Genomic DNA, 18,268 nt, shown 5'->3' with positions numbered 1-18,268 from the left:
GAGACGAACCAAATGGAAGCTTTTATTAAGCACACCGGCCTCGTAGGCCCGGTTGACCGCGTGAATGTAGATACAGATGCGATTATTCCGAAGCAATTTTTGAAACGGATTGAGCGCACAGGATTTGGGCAATTTTTGTTTTTTGAATGGCGTTTTACCCCGAAGGGTGAGGTCATTCCTGAGTTTTCGCTGAACCAGCCGCGTTACCAAGGCGCTTCTGTCTTGATTTCCCGCGCTAACTTTGGTTGCGGGTCTTCACGTGAGCATGCTCCTTGGGCAATCCAGGATTTTGGCTTCAAGGTAGTTATTGCCCCTTCGTATGCTGATATTTTTTACAACAACTGCTTCAAAAACGGCATTTTGCCGATCAAGCTAAGCGAAGAGCAGGTTGATGAGTTGTTTAAGCGTACAACCGCAACCGAAGGCTACAAGCTAACTGTTGATCTGGAAAATAACAAGCTTACCGATGACCAAGGTCTTGAAATTAATTTCGACCTGGACGAGCATCGCCGTCAATTCCTGCTGCAAGGGCTGGATGATATTGGACTGACTCTGATGCAAGAAGCAAAAATTACCGCTTACGAAAAAGCACACGAAGCCCAATTGGCTACCAACAAAAACTAAGCTAGCTGGAACAAGAGCAACTTAGAGCTTTGAGTCGTGAAGGAATAAGAAAAAGGTTTGCTCAGCATGATGCCGAGCAGCCTTTTTCTGTCTATGCCACATTCGCTAGGTGATCATCCTTATGGATATGCCGAAGGCACCAAGCGTTGGAGTCCATTCATATAAGGCCACAAAGCAGCTGGCAGCCGAATCGAGCCGTCCTCCTGCTGATGGTTTTCCAGCAAGGGGATTAGGATGCGTGGGGAAGCCACGGCTGTATTGTTTAAAGTGTGGCAGAAAGCCAGCTTTCCCTGAGCATCACGGTAGCGGATATGGGAGCGCCGAGCTTGAAAGTCAAGCAGGCTTGATGAGGAATGGGTTTCTCCATAAGCTTGACGGCTAGGCATCCAGGTTTCAATATCATATTGCTTGTATGTTTTTTGCGACATGTCACCCGTACAAACAGCCATAACCTGGTAGGGCAGCTCCAGAAGACTAAGCAGTTGTTCAGCATTGCGCGTAATTTCCTGGAGCAGCTGCTCGGATCTTTCCAGGCTAGCCTCGCAGATCACGACCTGCTCAACCTTGGCAAATTGATGGACTCGGTATAGCCCTTGCACATCTTTGCCTGCCGAACCGATTTCGTTGCGGAAGCAGGTGGAAACTGCTGCCAGCTTGATCGGCTCCGACACATCAACGATTTCATTGCCATAATAGGAGACGAGTGGCACTTCAGAGGTGCCAACAAGCCATTTATCTTCATCTACGATGTGGTACGTTTGGCTCTCCCCAAGTGGGAAGAATCCGGTATGGACCAAGGCGGCGCTGCGCACTAGCAATGGAACCTCGAGTAACGTGAACCCTTGCGCGGTTAGCAGGTCAAGCGCGAGCTGCTGCACAGCGCGATGGAGCAACACGCCAGCGCCTTTCAAATAATAATTGCGTGTTCCTGCTGTCTTAACGCCGCGTGGAATATCGATAATGTCATGAAGCGCGCCCAAGGTTATATGGTCTTTAAGCTCGAAGTCGAACTGAGGGCGTTCTCCAACCGTACGCAACAGCACATTATCCGCATCCGAGCTGCCAGTGGGTGTATCGGCTGAGACGAGATTAGGTACAAGCATCATCAATTGCTGTAGAGGCTGTTCGGCTTCGGCGAGCTCGCTTTCCAATAGCGCTAAACGGCTATTAATTTGCTGTACATCAGCTTTTAAATGCTCGGCTTCGGTTTTGTCAAAAGCAGGCTTCGACTTCACGATTAGGCCAAACGCATGCGAAAGCTTATTTCTTTGCTGGCGAAGCAGCTCAATTTGCTGCAACAGCTTGCGTTTTTTGTCATCCCACACGAGCAGTTCTTCAATAGATACGTAAATTCCTTTCTGCTCAGCAACAGACTGAAGCTTTTCCTTGTTATCCCGAATCATTTGGATATTTAACATGACACCGCGCTCCTTCTAAAATAAAATGCAAAAAACGCCCTTGTCCTTATGGGACGAGGAGCGTTGTTCTCGCGGTGCCACCCAATTTGATCGAATCCATCTCCATGATATTCGATCTTCTCTGGTTCCGCGTTAACGGGCGGGTCCGGTTAGCTTAGGAGGATTCGTAGGCTTCAATAAGCTAGGTTACGAATACTCTTGACGAAAACGCCTCCGAGTTGGAATCTCATCATCGGCACATTGTTCGGTTATTCAAGATATTATCAGGTTATTATAACGCAAATGAGCCAAATTTTTCAATCCTATTGAAATAAATATGAAAAAAAGCAAAATCGACTAATAAAATTTGCGGAAAATGCGAAAGTTCACTTGATAAATGGCTAGTCTTAATGTAATATTACATTACACAATTGTAACAACTTATTACATGTTAATTTAGTTGACAATCAATTGAAATGATTGATAATCATTGTAGAAGGTGATCCCATACTTTTGCTAGATTCTAATGAAGGCAAGAAACAATTATGCCACATTTATAATGATATTTCTAAGGAATTGTTCGGATTTGGAACGACATTGTTGAAGGTTACCTTCGACCATAATTTAATTACCTTTATGGCCAGGCATCGACGCTCTCCCCGTTCTACAGCATTGGAAGGGGAAGCTCCTAATCTCAAATATGAAGTCGATTTTTATATGTCTTCGATCTATAAGAAGAAAATAAAAGAGCGGCTGGAAGAAGAGCTAGGGCTGGATATGGAGACCGTATTAAGAGATTATGATCCTCAGACTCAATGGGCGATTACAAATATTATCGTTAGGCAATAATAGTAACGTAAATGTGGACGAGCTCTTTTGATCTATCTTAAGAGTAAGCCATACAGATTGACAACAAATATAACTTTCCTTTGTTTACAAAGAAAAGTATTCTTGTTAGAAGCTTTTTTTCTATCAGGGATGCTTTTCTTTTTATTTTATAGCTAGGCCCAATACACAAAAAAAGGGATAGGTGAGAATGAAATGATGAATAAAAAAACGATTAGCAGCGCACTTTCATTAACGTTTGTAGCATTAGCTTTAGCAGGATGTGGTACGGATAGCAAAGCAAATAGCGGAGCTCCAGCAGCTTCTGCACCATCTACCGCGCCGGCAGCAAGTGGCGAGCCTACCAAATTAGTGGTGTCGACATGGGCAAATGATGATTTTAGCAACAAGGAAGTTATTGTGCCTTTTGAAAAGAAATTTAATGTAAAAGTGGTATTCGAAATCGGCAATAATGCTGAGCGATTAAATAAGGTTCAGCAAGGCAGCTCCTCGGTAGATGTCCTTTTCCTTTCCGATTATTTCACCCAACAGGGGATTGATGCCGGGGTGATCGACAAGATTGACCGCGCACGTATTCCGAATGTCGACCAGCTTTATGATATTGCCAAAGCACCACTGGGTGCGGATTATGGTCCTGCCTACACGGTTAACCAATTGGGTATTGCTTACAATCCGAAGCTGGTGAAGACAGAAATCAAATCTTGGAAGGACTTATGGAGTCCAGAATTGGCAAAAAAGCTGACTTTGCCAGGTATTACAACAACCAGTGGGCCAATGATCCTCGACGCAGCTTCACTTATTGCGGGCAATACTACCTTTAATGAAGACCAAGCCTTTGCCAAATTAAAAGAGTTAAATCCATCCGTCGTGAAATATTACGGAAAAACGGCTGATTTCGTGACGATGTTTGCCCAAGGGGAAATTGCTGCCGGTCCGTTTATGGACAGCTACTTTAAGGATTTGCAAGCAGGTGTGCCGGATGCCAAATTTGTTACGCCAACCGAAGGTGGGTATGCCGTAATGAACACGATTAATGTCGTGAAGGGCTCCAAAAATAAACAGCTTGCCGAAGAGCTGATCAACTGGTATTTAAGCAAGGAAGTTCAAGAAAAAACAGCCAAAGCCAAAATTACTTCGCCTACCAATAAAGAAGTTAAATTGACCGATGAAGAAGCCCAAGGCCTTACCTATGGTGCTGACACGATCAACAAGCTGCGCAAGCTGGACGTTAAATTCGTCAATGATAACCTAAAAAAATGGACAGAGCGCTTTAACCGCGAGCTAGCCCAATAAGCTTGGTGACAAGGATCAGGACAAGGGAGAATAGAGCATGAATAAAAAGGTTATCCTCGATGTGGATACCGGTGTGGATGATGCCCTTGGCATCATCCTTGCCGTTCAAAGCGGTGAGATGGACATATTGGGCATTACAACGGTTAACGGCAATGTTTCATTGGATAAGGCTACCGAAAACACCTGCAAAATTCTCCAGCTGCTTGGTGTCGAGGAGCAGATTCCCGTTATTAAAGGAGCGGTAAAGCCCCTGATGCGGAATACCTTTTTCGAGCATAGAGTGCACGGAGAAGACGGCCTTGGCGGTGCGCTTAGCACGATGCTTGTAAACAAAACCGAGACAGAAGGCTTTGGTCCTGATTTTATTATTGAGCAGGTTTTACAGCATCCCGGTGAGGTGACACTGGTGATGACGGCACCCCTGACTAATCTCGCTTTGGCACTTGCCAAACGTCCGCAATTGGTTCATGAGGTGAAGGAAGTGATTGTCATGGGCGGCGTGGTTAAAGGGTTCGGCAATGTGACGCCTGTGGCTGAATACAATATGTATGTTGATCCGGAGGCTGCACGGATTGTTCTTCATGCCGGATTCCCTGTCTTGACGCTCGTAGGGCTTGATGTGACACGGCAAGCATTGCTTACGGATGAGCATGTCACTTTGCTGGGGGATACGCCGATTGGGCGTTATGTGTTGCAGAGCACCTCCGATTATATGAAGCGTTATTGGGAAAGAAATCAGGTGAAGGCGTGTGCGCTCCATGATCCTTTGGCGGTAGGCGTGGCCTTGCGTAAGGATTTGGTAACGACTCAAGCCTATTATGTGGATATAGAGACGCGTAGTGAGCTATGTGATGGGCAAACGATTTGTGATTTTCAAAACCGCTTGAAACGGGAGCCTAATGTCCAAGTATGCGTGGGTGTAAACTCCGAGGCATTTCTTCACTTGTTTGTGCAAACCTTGCTTAAATAGCGAGCTGGCAAAGGGGGTTAATCGGTATGAAAAAGAAATATATATACCTGCTTATGATACCAGGCTTATTATTCCTGGTTGTATTTATGCTCGTTCCGATTATCATGACGATGGGGACTACCTTTTTTCAAAAGGGCAGCTTTACATTCGACGGCTACGTGCATTTCCTGAAGGATCAATACTTCCTGAATATTTTGTTCACCACGATGCAGGTTAGCTTCATTACTACGCTGACTTGTATTGTAATCGGGTTTCCGGTTGCTTATTATATTTCCAGGCAAAGCGTGAGGAAAAAAGGGGCTTTGCTCGCATTGTCGATTTTTCCGCTATTGACTAGCTCCGTAGTCAGGTCGTTTAGCTGGATTATTATACTCGGCAAAAATGGGCTATTAAATTCTTCTTTGATCAAGCTAGGCTTAATTAGCCAGCCCTTGGAGATTTTGTATACACCCACTGCGATGATGATCGGTTTAATCCACCTGTTCCTGCCGCTCATTATTATTTCCCTTGTAGGGGTTATGGAGAATATTGATGCCGATCTGGTCAAAGCTGCAGAAAGCTTGGGAGCCTCGCGGCTCACGGTTTTTCGCAAAATCATTTTTCCGCTTAGTATCCCGGGTTTAATTCTTGGCAGCATCCTTGTGTTTGTGGGCAGCATGACGGCCTATACAACACCATCCGTATTAGGAGGCAAGAAGAGGGTCATTTCGACATTCCTGTATCAAAATGCCATTACGCTGAATGATTGGTACTCCGCATCGGTCGTAGCCACGATCATGATTGTAATTACCTTGATTGTCATAGGCTTTATGACGAAAATATCCAATAAATTAAGTGTAAAGGGGTAGCGGGATGAAGGAGAAAAATCGAGGGCTTGGCCTGTTTACCCTGTTTGTGTATGTATTGCTTTTAAGCCCCATGCTCATTATTGCGGTTGCTTCCTTCGAGCCGGGCACGATTATGAAATTTCCGCCCCAAGGCTTTTCCCTGAAATGGTATGAAAATATTTTCAAACAAAGCATGTTTATGGATACCTTTAAAGTTTCGATCCTTGTGTCATTCGTAGGCAATATATGTGCTTTATTGCTGGGTGTTCCTGCTGCTTACGCGTTAAGCCGGTTTGATTTCAAAGGGAAGGAAGCCTTGAATGCGATATTTATTTCCCCTGTGCTTATTCCTGGGATCGTTATGGGCTTCACCATGCTCAAATATTTGATTATCGCCTACCAGCTACCAATGATGGTTGCTTTGTTTATAGGGCACACGGTTATTATGCTTCCTTTTACCATTCGCGTAATTGCCTCCAGCCTGTCCAATTTCGATTTCTCCATTGAGGAAGCCTCTTTAAGCCTTGGCGCAGGCCGTCTTCATACCTTTTTTATTGTTGTTTTACCCAATATCAAATCAGGTATCCTTGCCGCAGTCATCATCGCTTTCTTGGATTCCTTTAATAATGTGGAAATATCCGTCTTTATGACAGGACCTGGAGTCAGCACGTTCCCCATTCAGATGTTATCATATTTGGAAAACCATTTTGATCCGACCCTTGCGGCCATTTCGGTGCTGTTGATGCTGCTAACCACAGTATTAATTTTCTTCATTGAAAGACTTCTGGGATTAAGCTATTTTACAAAACGATAACGGAGGTTGTTCTTTATGACATTACTGGCGTTGGACAAGGTGTCGGTTGCTTATAATCATCAGCATTATATTTTAAAGGATTTTAATTTGAATATCGATAAAGGGCAGTTTATCTCCTTACTGGGTCCAAGCGGCTGTGGAAAAACGACAACCTTACGCTTAATCGCCGGCTTCCTAGAAGCGACGCATGGCAAATTCACTTTTGATGGAAAAGATTATACGCGTGTACCCGTCAGCAAACGCAACTTTGGCTTTGTGTTTCAAAGCTATGCCTTGTTTCCGCATTTATCGGTTTTTGAGAATGTTGCATTTGGTCTGCGCTTGAGGAAAGTGAAGGACGACGAGATTAAGAAGCGGGTCGGCAAAATATTGGATGTCGTTAGCTTAACGGGGTTTGAAAAGCGGTTTCCGAAGGAATTATCAGGCGGGCAAAAGCAGCGGGTAGCGATCGCCCGGGCGCTTGTTATTGAACCGGATTTGCTGCTGTTTGATGAGCCGCTAAGTAATTTGGATGCCAATCTGCGCACCCATATGCGGGTGGAGATTAGACGGATTCAGCAAGAATTGGGTATCACTACCGTTTATGTATCCCATGACCAGGAGGAATGCTTTTCGATCTCGGACCAGGTTGCGATTATGAATAACGGCGTTATTGAACAGCTGGATCGCCCCTCAACGATATTCAAGTATCCGAAGACCGAATTTGTCGCCCGCTTTATCGGGTTTAGCAATTTTATTGAGTTTACGGAGCGTATGGAGCAAGACGGTGAAATCTTGCTAAAGGTAGCGGATACGGAGTTTCGGCTAACGAGGCATGCAGGGACAGTGGGCTCAACAGGGCGCAAATGCGCTATTCGCCCTGAGGATATTAGTATAGCAACAACAGCAGAAATGGCAGCGGAGCAGGCTGGTGATGGCGGGATAAATAGCGTGCCCGGGGTCATCAAGCTTAGTACCTTTCTTGGGCGCAGCTACCAATATGTCATTAATACCATGCTGGGGGAGTTTACCGTTAATAAGGAAATGGAAGAGCCTTACGCCAATGGCCAAAAGGTGTTGCTTGCCTTCCCTGACGAAAAATTAGTTATCGTGGATTAGGAAAAGAATAGCGTTAGTCTCTCGGACTAACGTTGAAGCAAATGTCTTGTGAATCCAAACAAGCTAGTGGAGGTGCCTCATATGTATGTAGATTTGCTTATTGAAAATGTCCAGATGTACAACAGTTATATGAAAAAGTTCAATAAGGGCAACGTAGCGGTGCTTGATGGCCGTTTCCTCTATATGGGCGACCGCGGGCAGGAAACGTTCGAGGCTAAGAGCATAGTAGCTGGAGAAGGGCGTTATTTACTTCCCGGCTTGATCGATATCCACCTGCATATTGAGAGTACGATGGTTACACCGGAAACGTTCTCGTATGGCCTGATTCGCAACGGAGTCACTACCATTGTCCCGGAACCACATGAAATAGCCAATGTATTCGGGCTGGCTGGTGTGAAGCAGCTGATGCTGGCGAGCGAGCATTGTGTGGCAGATATGTTTTATGCTGTGCCTAGCTCCGTACCGGCGACCTCCTTGGAAACCTCAGGCGGATCGATTGAAATTGCCGACCTGGACGAGCTGCTGCAGACGGAGAAAATCATTTGTCTGGGTGAGATCATGAACTATGTGGATATTATTTCCAATCCCGATTGTAAAACCAACCATATTCTCGACCATATCCGCACCAATTATCCGAATTTGGTCATCGAGGGCCATTGCCCCAAGCTGCTGGATTTGGATTTGCACCGCGTCATCTATGCGGGAGTCGATTCCGACCATACCCACCAAACGATTGAAGGGATGGAAGCGCGAATTGCGGCGGGGATGTTTATTGAGATTCAAGAAAAATCGATGACTCCGGCGATTATGGATTATTTGATCCAGCATGAAGTATCCGAGCATTTTTGCTTTGTGACGGATGATGTAATGGCGGACTCCTTCCAACAACGCGGGCATTTGAACCACTTGGTGCGCAAAGCGATTGCGATGGGGATGGATCCCGAGAAGGCCATTTATGCGAGCACCTTCACGCCAGCGCGACGGATGAGGCTGCATGACCGCGGAGTGATAGCTCCGGGCAAAATTGCCGATTTTATGTTCGTCTCTCACTTGGAGCAGATGACGATAGACCAAGTCTATAAAAAGGGGCAAAAGGTATATGACGTTCATGAGCCCTATGTTCCGAATGCCACGAAGTACACATTCCCCGCGCATTATTATCAAAGCGTCAAGCTGCCCTTGCTAACGGAGCAGGATTTCTCGGTTGCTGTGCCCGAAGCCGATGGTCGATACAGCTGCAGGGTGATGATGGTGCAGGACGGCTCAACCTTTACGGAGGAGTATCAGGGCGAGGTAGCGGTTAGCGGAGGCCAGCTTGGCTGGCAGGCAAGCGACTATGGCCTGATTGCCTCGTTTGAGCGCTATGGCAAAAACGGCAACCGTGCCTACGGATTAATTGGCGGTGACACAATCAAACGCGGAGCGGTGGCGACTACGTATTCGCATGACAACCACAATCTGCTGGTGATCGGGCACAATGCGGCGGATATGGTGCTTGCCGCCAATGAGGTGATCCGCAACCAAGGAGGCTTCTGCGTGGTAGAAGATGGCCAGGTTCTGGCCAATCTGCACCTTCCGGTTGGTGGGATTTTAACAGAGGAGCCGTTGGAGCAAACGGCAATTGAAGTCAATCGGCTGCATAAAGCGATGGAATCGTTAGGCTACCGCCATTATAATCCAATTATGTCGATCAGCACCCATTCCTTGCCGGTCAGCCCTGCACTGAAAATAACGGATTTAGGCTTAATCGATGTGAACGCCGGCAAGGTTGTTCCCTTGCTGATTCAAGCGGTTTAACCCTGAAGTAGAAAATAAAAGTGGCTACTGAGCTGTAGGAGTTGCATAGTGGGAAACAAAATATATTTGACTGGCTTTGAAGTATTTTATCCGAATGCACTGGCAATCGGGGCGGCTTATAAAGCAGTATGTGAAAAATATGGCTTTGTTGGGATGTTTCCTAAGGATAATGTGATCAATAAGGCTGTTGGCCGCAGCAAACAGGAAATCGCTGAAGAGATATTTCATGCCAATATTAAGCTGTTGGAAGAGGCGGACATCATTACTTCGAACTTGAACCCTTTTCGGGGAGCAGAGCCTGATTCGGGTACGGTATTTGAGGTAGGGTATGCTTATGCTAAAGGAAAGAAGCTATATGGTTATATGGACAAGGATATGCCCTTGAAGGATAAAGTAGCTGCCCATTGGGGGGCTGTCGAGCTCGGGGGGGACGGCAGGTATGTGGACAAGGAAGGCCTGCATATCGAAAATCTGGAGCTTCCGCTTAATTTGATGCTGGGCGTTCCGGTGATTGTGGTGTTTGGGACTTTTGAGGACTGCATCAAAAGGATTTATGCAGACTTGGTAGAAGCATAATTGAAATCTAATAAGCCACCCTCTTCATGGCGGGTCGTATTTCGACAGCGCAAAGCTTTGAAAAAAGCTTGATGCTACCGAATTACAGCCCGGACGCGGAACGGGTGGCTTATATTTTTTTATATGTCTTTATAGCATGGCTTTATTGTAAATCCTCAAACAAATCGGCTTGCTGGGGAGGCATCTCCTTCGTATCCAGATCGAGCAGCCTCATCAGCTCTTTGGCATTATCCGTGGCATCACCGCCGGAATTATTGTTGAAGACAACGTAAACGTTAGAGCAGCTTTTCACAAGCTCCAATAATCGATCCCGCCATTCCGTCAGCTCCTCGCTGTTGTACCTATACAAGTAGCGAAGCTTCCGCCAGTCGGGGTGGCTGCTTTGGTTCCAGCCCTGTACATAACGCCCATGCATCCGCACATAGGTGGCATCCGTAGAGGTCGCAACGGAAACAATTGGAATCGAGCCAGTGCCAGCTTGCGGCTCATCGACAACGGTATGAATCCAGTTTTCCTTGCGCATGAAATCGAGAGTCCGCTCACGGAATTCGGGTGAATACCAGGATTGGTTACGGAATTCGAGCGCACAAGGAACATCCCGCATTCTTGCACGTGTTTCACGCAACAGAGCAACGTTTTCACGGCTGCACTCAAACCAAGGCGGATACTGGAATAACACCATGAGCAGCTTTCCTGCATCAACCACGGGCTGGATCGAAACATGAAACGCCTCAAACATTGCATCCTCGGTATCAAAAAAGTTTTTTTTGCCTCTCAAATGTCCCGTCATCCCTTGGTAGGCCTTCACAATAAATCCGAAGCCGTCCGGTGTAGCTTGCACCCATTTTGTGTAATTTTTTACAGGCTGCACAGCGTAAAAGGGGCTATCTAATTCAACAATCGAAAAGTGCTCGCTATAGGTTGGAAGCCGTTTCTCTTGCTTAAGCTTGCCATATAACTCCTCGTGGTCACCAAATCCGGTCAATCCGACTTTAATCATCAAGGCTCCTCCTTTCCCATGTAGCTTCGCTGGCCAACTGACATTTTGAAATATAATCGACAACCTCGAAATAACTATTGCCTAAATTGGGCATTTCCTTAAGCCTTCAATTCTTCTACACGATCCCAAGCCTCAAATTGAAGCTCGCCATTAATCCCAGCGGCAGCAAGTGATCCAGCTGCAGCAGCAGCAATAAGCTGTTGGGCCTCGGTCGCAGCATCTCCAGCGCTATAGACACCTGCTACACTGGTTTTGCCAAAGCCCTCTACAACAACAACGCCAGTTTCAGTTAGTTGGCAGCCAAGCGATTGCGCTAAATCAGAGCCTGGAGCAAGCTTGGGTGCAAAGAAGATCCCCGTGCACCGGATCTCCGTCCCATCCTCCAAGACAACGCGTTCGACAATGCCCTTTTTATTCTCAATTCGCTGGATCGGTTGGTCGAATAAAGGGATTTGGTGCTGCTGTAGCTCCACACGTTGTTCATCGCTTAAGTCATCGGGTCCGTTGGTGCATAGGGTAAAATGCTTCGTCCAGCCACTTAAAATTTTGGCCATATGGACGGCGCGGCTGCCTTTGGCAATCAGTACAAGCGTCTGGTCCTGCAGCTCCCATCCGTCGCAATAGGGGCATACGAAAGCGCTGCTTCCATATACCTCATTAAGCCCTGCAATATCGAGTGGTAAATCCTTCATTCCTGAAGCAATTAGTATTTTGCGGGCAAGATAAACCTCGCCTTGTCCAGCTGTAACTTGAAAATCCCCATCTTGCCCAATAATGGAAACTGCGGAGTCTTTGACAAAATGTACGGAGGGGTAAACGCTGATCTCCGCTCTGGCAATTTGACGGAACTTGCCTGGAGTAATGCCGTCCCTAGTTAGGAAGCCATGTGATTCGTGGGTCACGCGGTTCCTGGGGAGTTCCTCGTCCAAAACAATAACCGTCTTTCTGGCTCGGCCAAGTACCAAGGCTGCACTCATGCCCGCAGGTCCGCCACCAATAATAACGACATCAACTGTGTTTTCCAATTTGTTCATCCTCCGAATATAAATATAGTCATTATAGATACTTTATATCTATAATAGAACATGAACTTATTATTTGCAACAACGAAATAGCCTCTTCCACGTGAGAAGGGCTTTCGCTTGCTTTTTAGGGGGACGAAAATATTAGGTTTGAAGCGTCTTCTCAAAATCCTTAGACTCATACTCACCCGATTGGCTGTGCAATCGGTATATTTTCGGCGACACGCCGTATTTCTCGCGAAATACCCGGTGGAAATAGGAGTAGCTGCCGAAGCCCGAGGTTTCAGCGATTTGCTCCAAGGTCAAATAGCTGTAAGCCATCCTTTCAACGGAGGTGGCAAGACGGATTTCTTGGGCATATTGAATGATCGTTTTATTGAAGCATTCCTTGAACAGATGGACGGCACGAGATACACTGATGCCAACATGCTGGGCGACATCCTCAATCTTTAAGGGAAGGATGGCATGCTCCTCAATAAAACTTTTCATCCTTGTAGCGAGAAAGGCGCTGCCATGGGACGTAATATTTTCGGTAATCGCCCGGTCAATGTAGAGGCATAAAGCACGCAGCAAATAATCGGACAACTCTTTGTTATCCCCCTCGAAGCGGCGTTTCTCCAAAATAATTTGCCGCCATAAGGTTAATATTCGTTCGTTGACGGCGATTCGGACTTTTTGCGGCTTTTGCGATTTATGCCACCATTCGTCAACCCAATCGCCTTTGCACATAATATAGTAATCTCCGCTGGAAATGAGCGTCTGCTGCAAGGCGTTCGTATGTGCATCGATACGCAAGTCATATTCGTCACCTGGCTTGAATAGCAGCAGGTCACCAGTCGCGATTAGCGTCATGCGCCCATTCACCTGTGCATAACAGCTACCTTCGGTTTGCAGGCGGAACAGGTAGGTAGTAATGCCTTCTTTATAGCTGTTAGAAAATTTTTGCGAATGATATGAGTAGCCGCAGGTTAATATATGGGAATGCACAATTACACCTCAATAGTGGTTTATTATATTTTGTAGCCAGATCGTTCATGTTCTAACCACATCGTTCATAGCCATTATAGGGCATTATTGATTACAATGGAATCAAATACAAATACTTTTTGAAGGAGACCTAACCGATATGAGAAGAATGGGTGTTGGCTTACAGCTTTACACGCTTCGCGATGATTTGGCTGCTGATTTCCGCGGCACGTTACGCCGTGTAGCTGAGCTTGGTTATGAAGGTGTCGAATTCGCAGGTTATGGCGGTCTGGCTGCTGAGGAATTGAATGAGCTGTTAAAGGAATTAAACCTTAAAGCTATTGGTGCCCATGTAAGCTTGGTCAATACACGTGCTGATATTGATAAAGAAATCGCTTACTTGAAAACGATTGGCGCTCAATATTACATCATTCCTCATATTGCGGCAGATGATCGTAAGGATGGCGAAGCCTGGAAGGAATTATTTGAATTTTTTGAGCAAGCTGGCGCAAAGGTTCGTGAAGCGGGTCTAACCTTTGGCTACCACAACCATGCCTTCGAGTTTGAGCTTAAAATTGGCGATGAATTCGTATTTGATGCGATGTATTCTTCGACTACCCCTGAAAATGTAGTTGTTGAAATGGACGTTTGCTGGGTGCAATACGCCAAGCAGGATCCACTTCAATATGTGTTGCGTTATGCAAGCAGATTGCCTTTATTGCACCTGAAGGATTTCAGAAGCAGCGATAATCCACAGATGGATACTGTCGAGCTGGGTCAAGGCGAAGTGGACTTAGTTAATGTTATTAAGGCTTCTTCCGATGCTGGCGTGGAGTGGTTAATTGTTGAGCAGGACCGCTGTGCCAACCCGCCGCTTGAAAGTGTGGAGTCGAGCCTTAAATGGGTGAAAGAACATTATTTATCAGCATTTACGCTTTAAAATAAGAAGTGTACAATAGAAATGCGCTCTATATCTATATGGGCGCACAGCGGATTTGATAGCCGCAACTTAGAAGCGAGAAGCATTATAATCGAATGGGAGAGTTGAATGGTGGCTAAAATTAGAGTAGCAGTTATTGGTTGCGGATCGATTGCAGAGAAAAGGCATATTCCTGAATATGCAGCGAATCCGGATGTGGAATTAGTCGCTTTTGTTGATGTTGTTAATCAAAGAGCGGAGCAATATGCCGATCAATATGGCGCGAAGGCTTATACGAGTTACGAAGAAATGTTAAGCGTGGAGAAGCCGGATGCCGTCAGCGTCTGTTTGCCAAATATTCTGCATGCCCCTGTATCGATCGCTGCTGCAAATGCGGGAGCCCATGTATTAGTTGAGAAGCCAATGGCAACGAATGAAGCGGATTCTTTGGCGATGATTGAAGCTGCCAAAGCGAATAATGTATACCTGATGGTTGGCCATAACCAACGTTTGATGCCGCCTCATGTGAAAGCCAAGGAAATATTGGAAACCGGTAAAATGGGTAAAGTGTTAACCTTCCGTACTTCCTTCGGACACCCAGGACCGGAAAACTGGAGTATTGATGGCCGCAACAGCTGGTTCTTCCGCAAGGAAGAAGCGATTATGGGCGCGATGGGTGACCTTGGTGTACATAAATCCGATTTGATCCGCTGGTTGCTTGAGGATGAAGTTGTCGAAGTGGCTGCTTTCGTGGGCACCTTGCACAAGGAAGGCACAGATGTGGATGATAACTCCACTTGCTTATTGCGTATGAAAAGTGGAGCGATTGGTACACTTGTAGCTAGCTGGACTTACTACAAAGGCCAAGATAACAGCACGGTATTATGGTGCGAAAATGGCTGCTTGCAGCTAGGTACGCATCCAGATGACCAAGTTATTGTATTGATGACTGACGGTTCGGTCGAAAAGCATCAAGTCGGCGCCATGGCAACTAACGAGAAGCAAGTATCCAGCGAAATCATCAACGAGTTTGTTTATTGCATCAAGACTTCAACACCTCCCCGTATTTCAGGAGAAGAGGGCTTAAGATCATTAAATGTTATTTTGGCTGCATTTGAATCTCAAGCTTCGAAAACTATCGTTGCTGTTAAAGAGGTTTAGTAGAATATAAGCAATTGTCAATAAGCTTATGCTGTTTTTGCAGCATAAGCTTATTTTCTTGTTTTCCTTTTCTATATCAGATTGTTGTATAATAAGTCTGATAGGATAGAATTGTTGGGTGGAGGACTCTTATGCAATGGAATAAAATTGGGGTTATTGGTGCTGGCACCATGGGACAAGGAATCTCAGAAATGCTGGCAGCCCAAGGGCTTGAAGTCGTATTAATAGAAAGATCCTCGCAAAAGCTGGATCAAGCATGGGAGCATATAGAGAATAGCCTAGATAAGCAAATGGAGAAATGGGCCATTACGGCTTCCGAGAAAAAACTAATTCTTTCGCGAATTCATAAAGAAACCGATATGCGACTATTAACCGGTTGCGATATGGTCATTGAATCGATCAGTGAGGATGTGGATCAGAAAAAGCTGCTGTTCCAGCAGTTAGATGCTTTATGTCCGCCGCCGGTTATATTGGCCAGCAACACCTCAACACTTAGCCTGACTGAAATTGCAGCGGCTACAACGCACCCCGAACGAGTTATCGGCATTCATTTTTTATATCCTGTGTCGCGCATCCACCTGGTGGAAATTATTAGAGCACTCAAAACATCGGAAGAAACGTTTGCTTTAACGAAACAATTTGTGGAGCATAAGATCCAAAAACACGGTATTCAAGTGTATGAATCGCCCGGCTTCGTCACAACTCGATTAATATGTGTGCTTATTAATGAAGCTATGCATACGTTGTCCGAGCGGGTGGCGACTGCAGAAGACATCGATATGGCGATGCGAATGGGCTATGATTTTCATTACGGCCCGCTAGAGCTCGCTGATCGTTTTGGGTTGGATTCGGTATTGGTTGCGATGGAACGGATGTTTCGCGAATTCGGCGATGTCAAATACAGGCCGTCTGTATTATTGAAGCAAATGGTGCGAGCAGGCGAGCTGGGAACGAAAACAGGGCAAGGCTTTTTCCGGTATGATAAGGATGGTGACCGCTTATGAATATTTTGGTCATTAATGCGGGAAGCTCTTCATTAAAGTTCCAGATGTACAATATGGTCAATGAAGAAGTGGTTGCCAGCGGACGGGTGGAACGGATTGGCATGGATACGGCGATCCTCAGCTACGAGCCAGTGGGTGGTAAGGAAATTCGGGAAGTCGACGAAATTCTGGAGCATACCATGGCGATTCGCAAAGTGCTGGAGCTGCTTGTACATAAGGAGCATGGTGTGCTTGCTTCCATAGCTGAAATCGATGCGGTTGGCCATAGAATCGTCCATGGCGGCGAATCTTTTTCGAGCTCCGTGGTTGTGGATGAAGTCGTCAAGAAGGAAATCAAACGGCTGTTCGATCTAGCGCCGCTGCATAATCCCGCGCATATGCTTGGTATTGCGGCGGTTGAGCAGAATATGCCGGGAGTGTCGCAGGTCGTTGTCTTCGATACGGCTTTCCACCAGACAATGCCAGCTACCTCTTATTTATATCCAATTCCGCTTGTTTTATATAAAAAGCACCAGGTTAGGCGTTACGGCTTTCATGGTACTTCACATGAATATGTGAGCCAACGGGCGGCGAAATTATTGGGGAAACCGTTAGAATCGTTAAAAATGGTCACTTGCCATATTGGCAATGGTGCGAGCTGCACCGCTATTTTGCATGGGAAATCGGTGGATACGAGCATGGGCATGACCCCGCTTGAGGGTTTAATGATGGGAACACGTAGTGGCGATATTGATCCGGCTATTGTCCCCTATGTAATGGGCAAAGAGGAGTTGACATTGAACGAGGTCAATTCCATGCTGAACAAGCACAGCGGACTCATGGCGATATCAGGCCTTAGCAGCGATATGCGGGAAATACAAGATGCGATGGACAAAGGCGACCGCAGCGCCAAGCAAGCCTTCGAGATGTACGAGTATCGCTTGCGCAAATATATCGGGGCTTATACAGCAGCGATGAATGGACTGGATGTGCTCGTTTTTACAGCAGGTGTCGGGGAAAATTCATCCCTGTTGCGAGGTGCGGTATGCCGCAATCTGACCTATCTCGGGCTTGAGCTTGACGAACAGGCGAATGGAAAGCGGGTAAGTGGGGACCGTGCCATTTCTACAGCAGAATCCCGTGTACAGGTGCTGGTCATTCCTACAAATGAGGAATTGGTTATTGCAAGGGATACGTATCAGTTGATAGCAAAAGCAGCAGAAAAATAGTCATAACCTGAAACGTTTGGCATGAAGAGGTGGACCCTAATGCAACATAATGAGAATGCGCAAGAACGGATGAATTTATTAAGTGCTTTTACTTCGGGCTGGAAGGCGGGCCATATCGGTATCCCCTATCTGCTGATCCAACATTACAAGCAGCTAAAGCTGACAGAGGTTGACGTGATGCTGATGGTTCATGTAATGGCTTTTATGGAAAAAGAAAACAAGGAGTTCCCAACCTTGGACGAGCTCCAGGGACGGATGTCCGTGACCCCTGAGAAGGTGATCGCTTCCCTGCAAAAGCTTTTGAAAGAGGGACATCTGTCGATTGATGAAGGCATTGATCCTGTCAACGGCATGCAGTGCGAAAAATATAATTTAGACCCTTTGCTGGAGCGGCTGGCGGGGGTTTGGTACGAAGAGGAATTGCAGCGCAGGAAAGCTTTGGAGACGGTCAAGCCAACAACCCGCAAAGATATTTTCTCGATATTCGAGAAGGAATTTGCCCGTCCGCTTACCCCGATGGAGCTGGAATCCATTACAGGCTGGCTGGATAAGGATCAATATAATGAACCCTTAATACTGGCAGGCCTCAAAGAGGCTGTGTTTGCAGGCAAGGTGCATTTTCGATATATTGACCGAATATTATTGGAATGGAACCGCAATCGGATTACAACCGTGGAGCAGGCCAAGGAGCATTCTCAAAAATTCCGCTCCAGTAGGTAGCTTTAGGGCAAATAAAGAGGGAGTCG

Annotated in this window: 18 protein-coding genes; 14 read left to right on the top strand and 4 right to left on the bottom strand. The window is 46.2% G+C overall.

Features of this window, described 5'->3' with window-relative positions; all coding sequences use genetic code 11:
- Positions 1–12: 12 nt before the first annotated feature.
- On the top strand, positions 13–624 hold the full coding sequence (gene leuD, locus G9U52_RS02000) for a 3-isopropylmalate dehydratase small subunit (protein WP_166145375.1): 612 nt from the start codon (positions 13–15) through the stop codon (positions 622–624).
- Positions 625–743: 119 nt separating this feature from the next.
- On the opposite strand, the gene serS is transcribed toward leuD, so the two are convergent.
- Positions 744–2,042, bottom strand: coding sequence for a serine--tRNA ligase (serS, locus tag G9U52_RS01995; protein ID WP_166145372.1), 1,299 nt, complete (start codon positions 2,040–2,042; stop codon positions 744–746).
- Between the two features lie 486 nt (positions 2,043–2,528).
- On the opposite strand from serS, the gene G9U52_RS01990 reads away from it, so the two are divergent.
- From G9U52_RS01990 to G9U52_RS01955, 8 genes are all read left to right on the top strand, one after another.
- Complete coding sequence (locus G9U52_RS01990; protein ID WP_166146632.1) at positions 2,529–2,870, top strand: DUF2294 domain-containing protein; 342 nt, start codon at positions 2,529–2,531, stop codon at positions 2,868–2,870.
- Positions 2,871–3,062: 192 nt separating this feature from the next.
- Positions 3,063–4,160, top strand: a complete 1,098-nt coding sequence (locus G9U52_RS01985; protein WP_166145369.1) for an ABC transporter substrate-binding protein — start codon at positions 3,063–3,065, stop codon at positions 4,158–4,160.
- Positions 4,161–4,197: 37 nt separating this feature from the next.
- On the top strand, positions 4,198–5,130 hold the full coding sequence (locus G9U52_RS01980; protein ID WP_166145366.1) for a nucleoside hydrolase: 933 nt from the start codon (positions 4,198–4,200) through the stop codon (positions 5,128–5,130).
- A 26-nt stretch (positions 5,131–5,156) separates the two neighbouring features.
- Entirely contained in the window at positions 5,157–5,978 is an 822-nt protein-coding gene (locus G9U52_RS01975; RefSeq protein WP_166145363.1) for an ABC transporter permease, read from the top strand.
- Between the two features lie 4 nt (positions 5,979–5,982).
- Positions 5,983–6,771: an ABC transporter permease gene (locus G9U52_RS01970; RefSeq protein ID WP_166145360.1), complete on the top strand. Its 789-nt coding sequence runs from the start codon at positions 5,983–5,985 to the stop codon at positions 6,769–6,771.
- Between the two features lie 15 nt (positions 6,772–6,786).
- Positions 6,787–7,869, top strand: coding sequence for an ABC transporter ATP-binding protein (locus G9U52_RS01965; RefSeq protein ID WP_166145357.1), 1,083 nt, complete (start codon positions 6,787–6,789; stop codon positions 7,867–7,869).
- 81 nt (positions 7,870–7,950) lie between these two features.
- Positions 7,951–9,666 carry an adenine deaminase C-terminal domain-containing protein gene (locus G9U52_RS01960; protein ID WP_166145354.1) on the top strand — a complete coding sequence of 572 codons (1,716 nt, stop codon included), beginning with the start codon at positions 7,951–7,953 and terminating at the stop codon, positions 9,664–9,666.
- Positions 9,667–9,714: 48 nt separating this feature from the next.
- Positions 9,715–10,242 carry a nucleoside 2-deoxyribosyltransferase gene (locus G9U52_RS01955; RefSeq protein ID WP_166145351.1) on the top strand — a complete coding sequence of 176 codons (528 nt, stop codon included), beginning with the start codon at positions 9,715–9,717 and terminating at the stop codon, positions 10,240–10,242.
- Between the two features lie 142 nt (positions 10,243–10,384).
- Here the strand turns inward: G9U52_RS01955 and G9U52_RS01950 are convergent, their stop codons facing one another.
- The 3 genes from G9U52_RS01950 to G9U52_RS01940 all read right to left on the bottom strand — a co-directional run bounded on the left by G9U52_RS01950 (position 10,385) and on the right by G9U52_RS01940 (position 13,251).
- Entirely contained in the window at positions 10,385–11,242 is an 858-nt protein-coding gene (locus G9U52_RS01950; RefSeq protein ID WP_166145348.1) for a DUF72 domain-containing protein, read from the bottom strand.
- Positions 11,243–11,340: 98 nt separating this feature from the next.
- Positions 11,341–12,276 carry an NAD(P)/FAD-dependent oxidoreductase gene (locus G9U52_RS01945; protein ID WP_166145345.1) on the bottom strand — a complete coding sequence of 312 codons (936 nt, stop codon included), beginning with the start codon at positions 12,274–12,276 and terminating at the stop codon, positions 11,341–11,343.
- A 132-nt stretch (positions 12,277–12,408) separates the two neighbouring features.
- Entirely contained in the window at positions 12,409–13,251 is an 843-nt protein-coding gene (locus tag G9U52_RS01940) for an AraC family transcriptional regulator (protein WP_166145342.1), read from the bottom strand.
- A gap of 139 nt (positions 13,252–13,390) precedes the next feature.
- Here G9U52_RS01940 and G9U52_RS01935 point away from each other — a divergent pair, with 139 nt between their 5' ends.
- From G9U52_RS01935 to G9U52_RS01915, 5 genes are all read left to right on the top strand, one after another.
- On the top strand, positions 13,391–14,170 hold the full coding sequence (locus G9U52_RS01935; protein WP_166145339.1) for a sugar phosphate isomerase/epimerase family protein: 780 nt from the start codon (positions 13,391–13,393) through the stop codon (positions 14,168–14,170).
- Between the two features lie 111 nt (positions 14,171–14,281).
- The gene (locus tag G9U52_RS01930) at positions 14,282–15,310 is read left to right on the top strand and encodes a Gfo/Idh/MocA family protein (protein ID WP_166146630.1); all 1,029 of its coding nucleotides are present in this window, start codon (positions 14,282–14,284) and stop codon (positions 15,308–15,310) included.
- A 131-nt stretch (positions 15,311–15,441) separates the two neighbouring features.
- The gene (locus tag G9U52_RS01925) at positions 15,442–16,314 is read left to right on the top strand and encodes a 3-hydroxyacyl-CoA dehydrogenase family protein (RefSeq protein WP_166145336.1); all 873 of its coding nucleotides are present in this window, start codon (positions 15,442–15,444) and stop codon (positions 16,312–16,314) included.
- Complete coding sequence (locus G9U52_RS01920; protein ID WP_166145333.1) at positions 16,311–17,522, top strand: acetate/propionate family kinase; 1,212 nt, start codon at positions 16,311–16,313, stop codon at positions 17,520–17,522. The genes G9U52_RS01925 and G9U52_RS01920 overlap by 4 nt, the downstream gene beginning before the upstream one ends.
- A 39-nt stretch (positions 17,523–17,561) precedes the next feature.
- The gene (locus tag G9U52_RS01915) at positions 17,562–18,242 is read left to right on the top strand and encodes a DnaD domain-containing protein (protein ID WP_166145330.1); all 681 of its coding nucleotides are present in this window, start codon (positions 17,562–17,564) and stop codon (positions 18,240–18,242) included.
- Positions 18,243–18,268: the final 26 nt, after the last annotated feature.

The sequence above is a fragment of the Paenibacillus agricola genome (assembly GCF_011440305.1).
Taxonomy (GTDB): Bacteria; Bacillota; Bacilli; order Paenibacillales; family NBRC-103111; genus Paenibacillus_S; species Paenibacillus_S agricola.
This window is presented reverse-complemented; position numbering and strand designations above follow the sequence as displayed.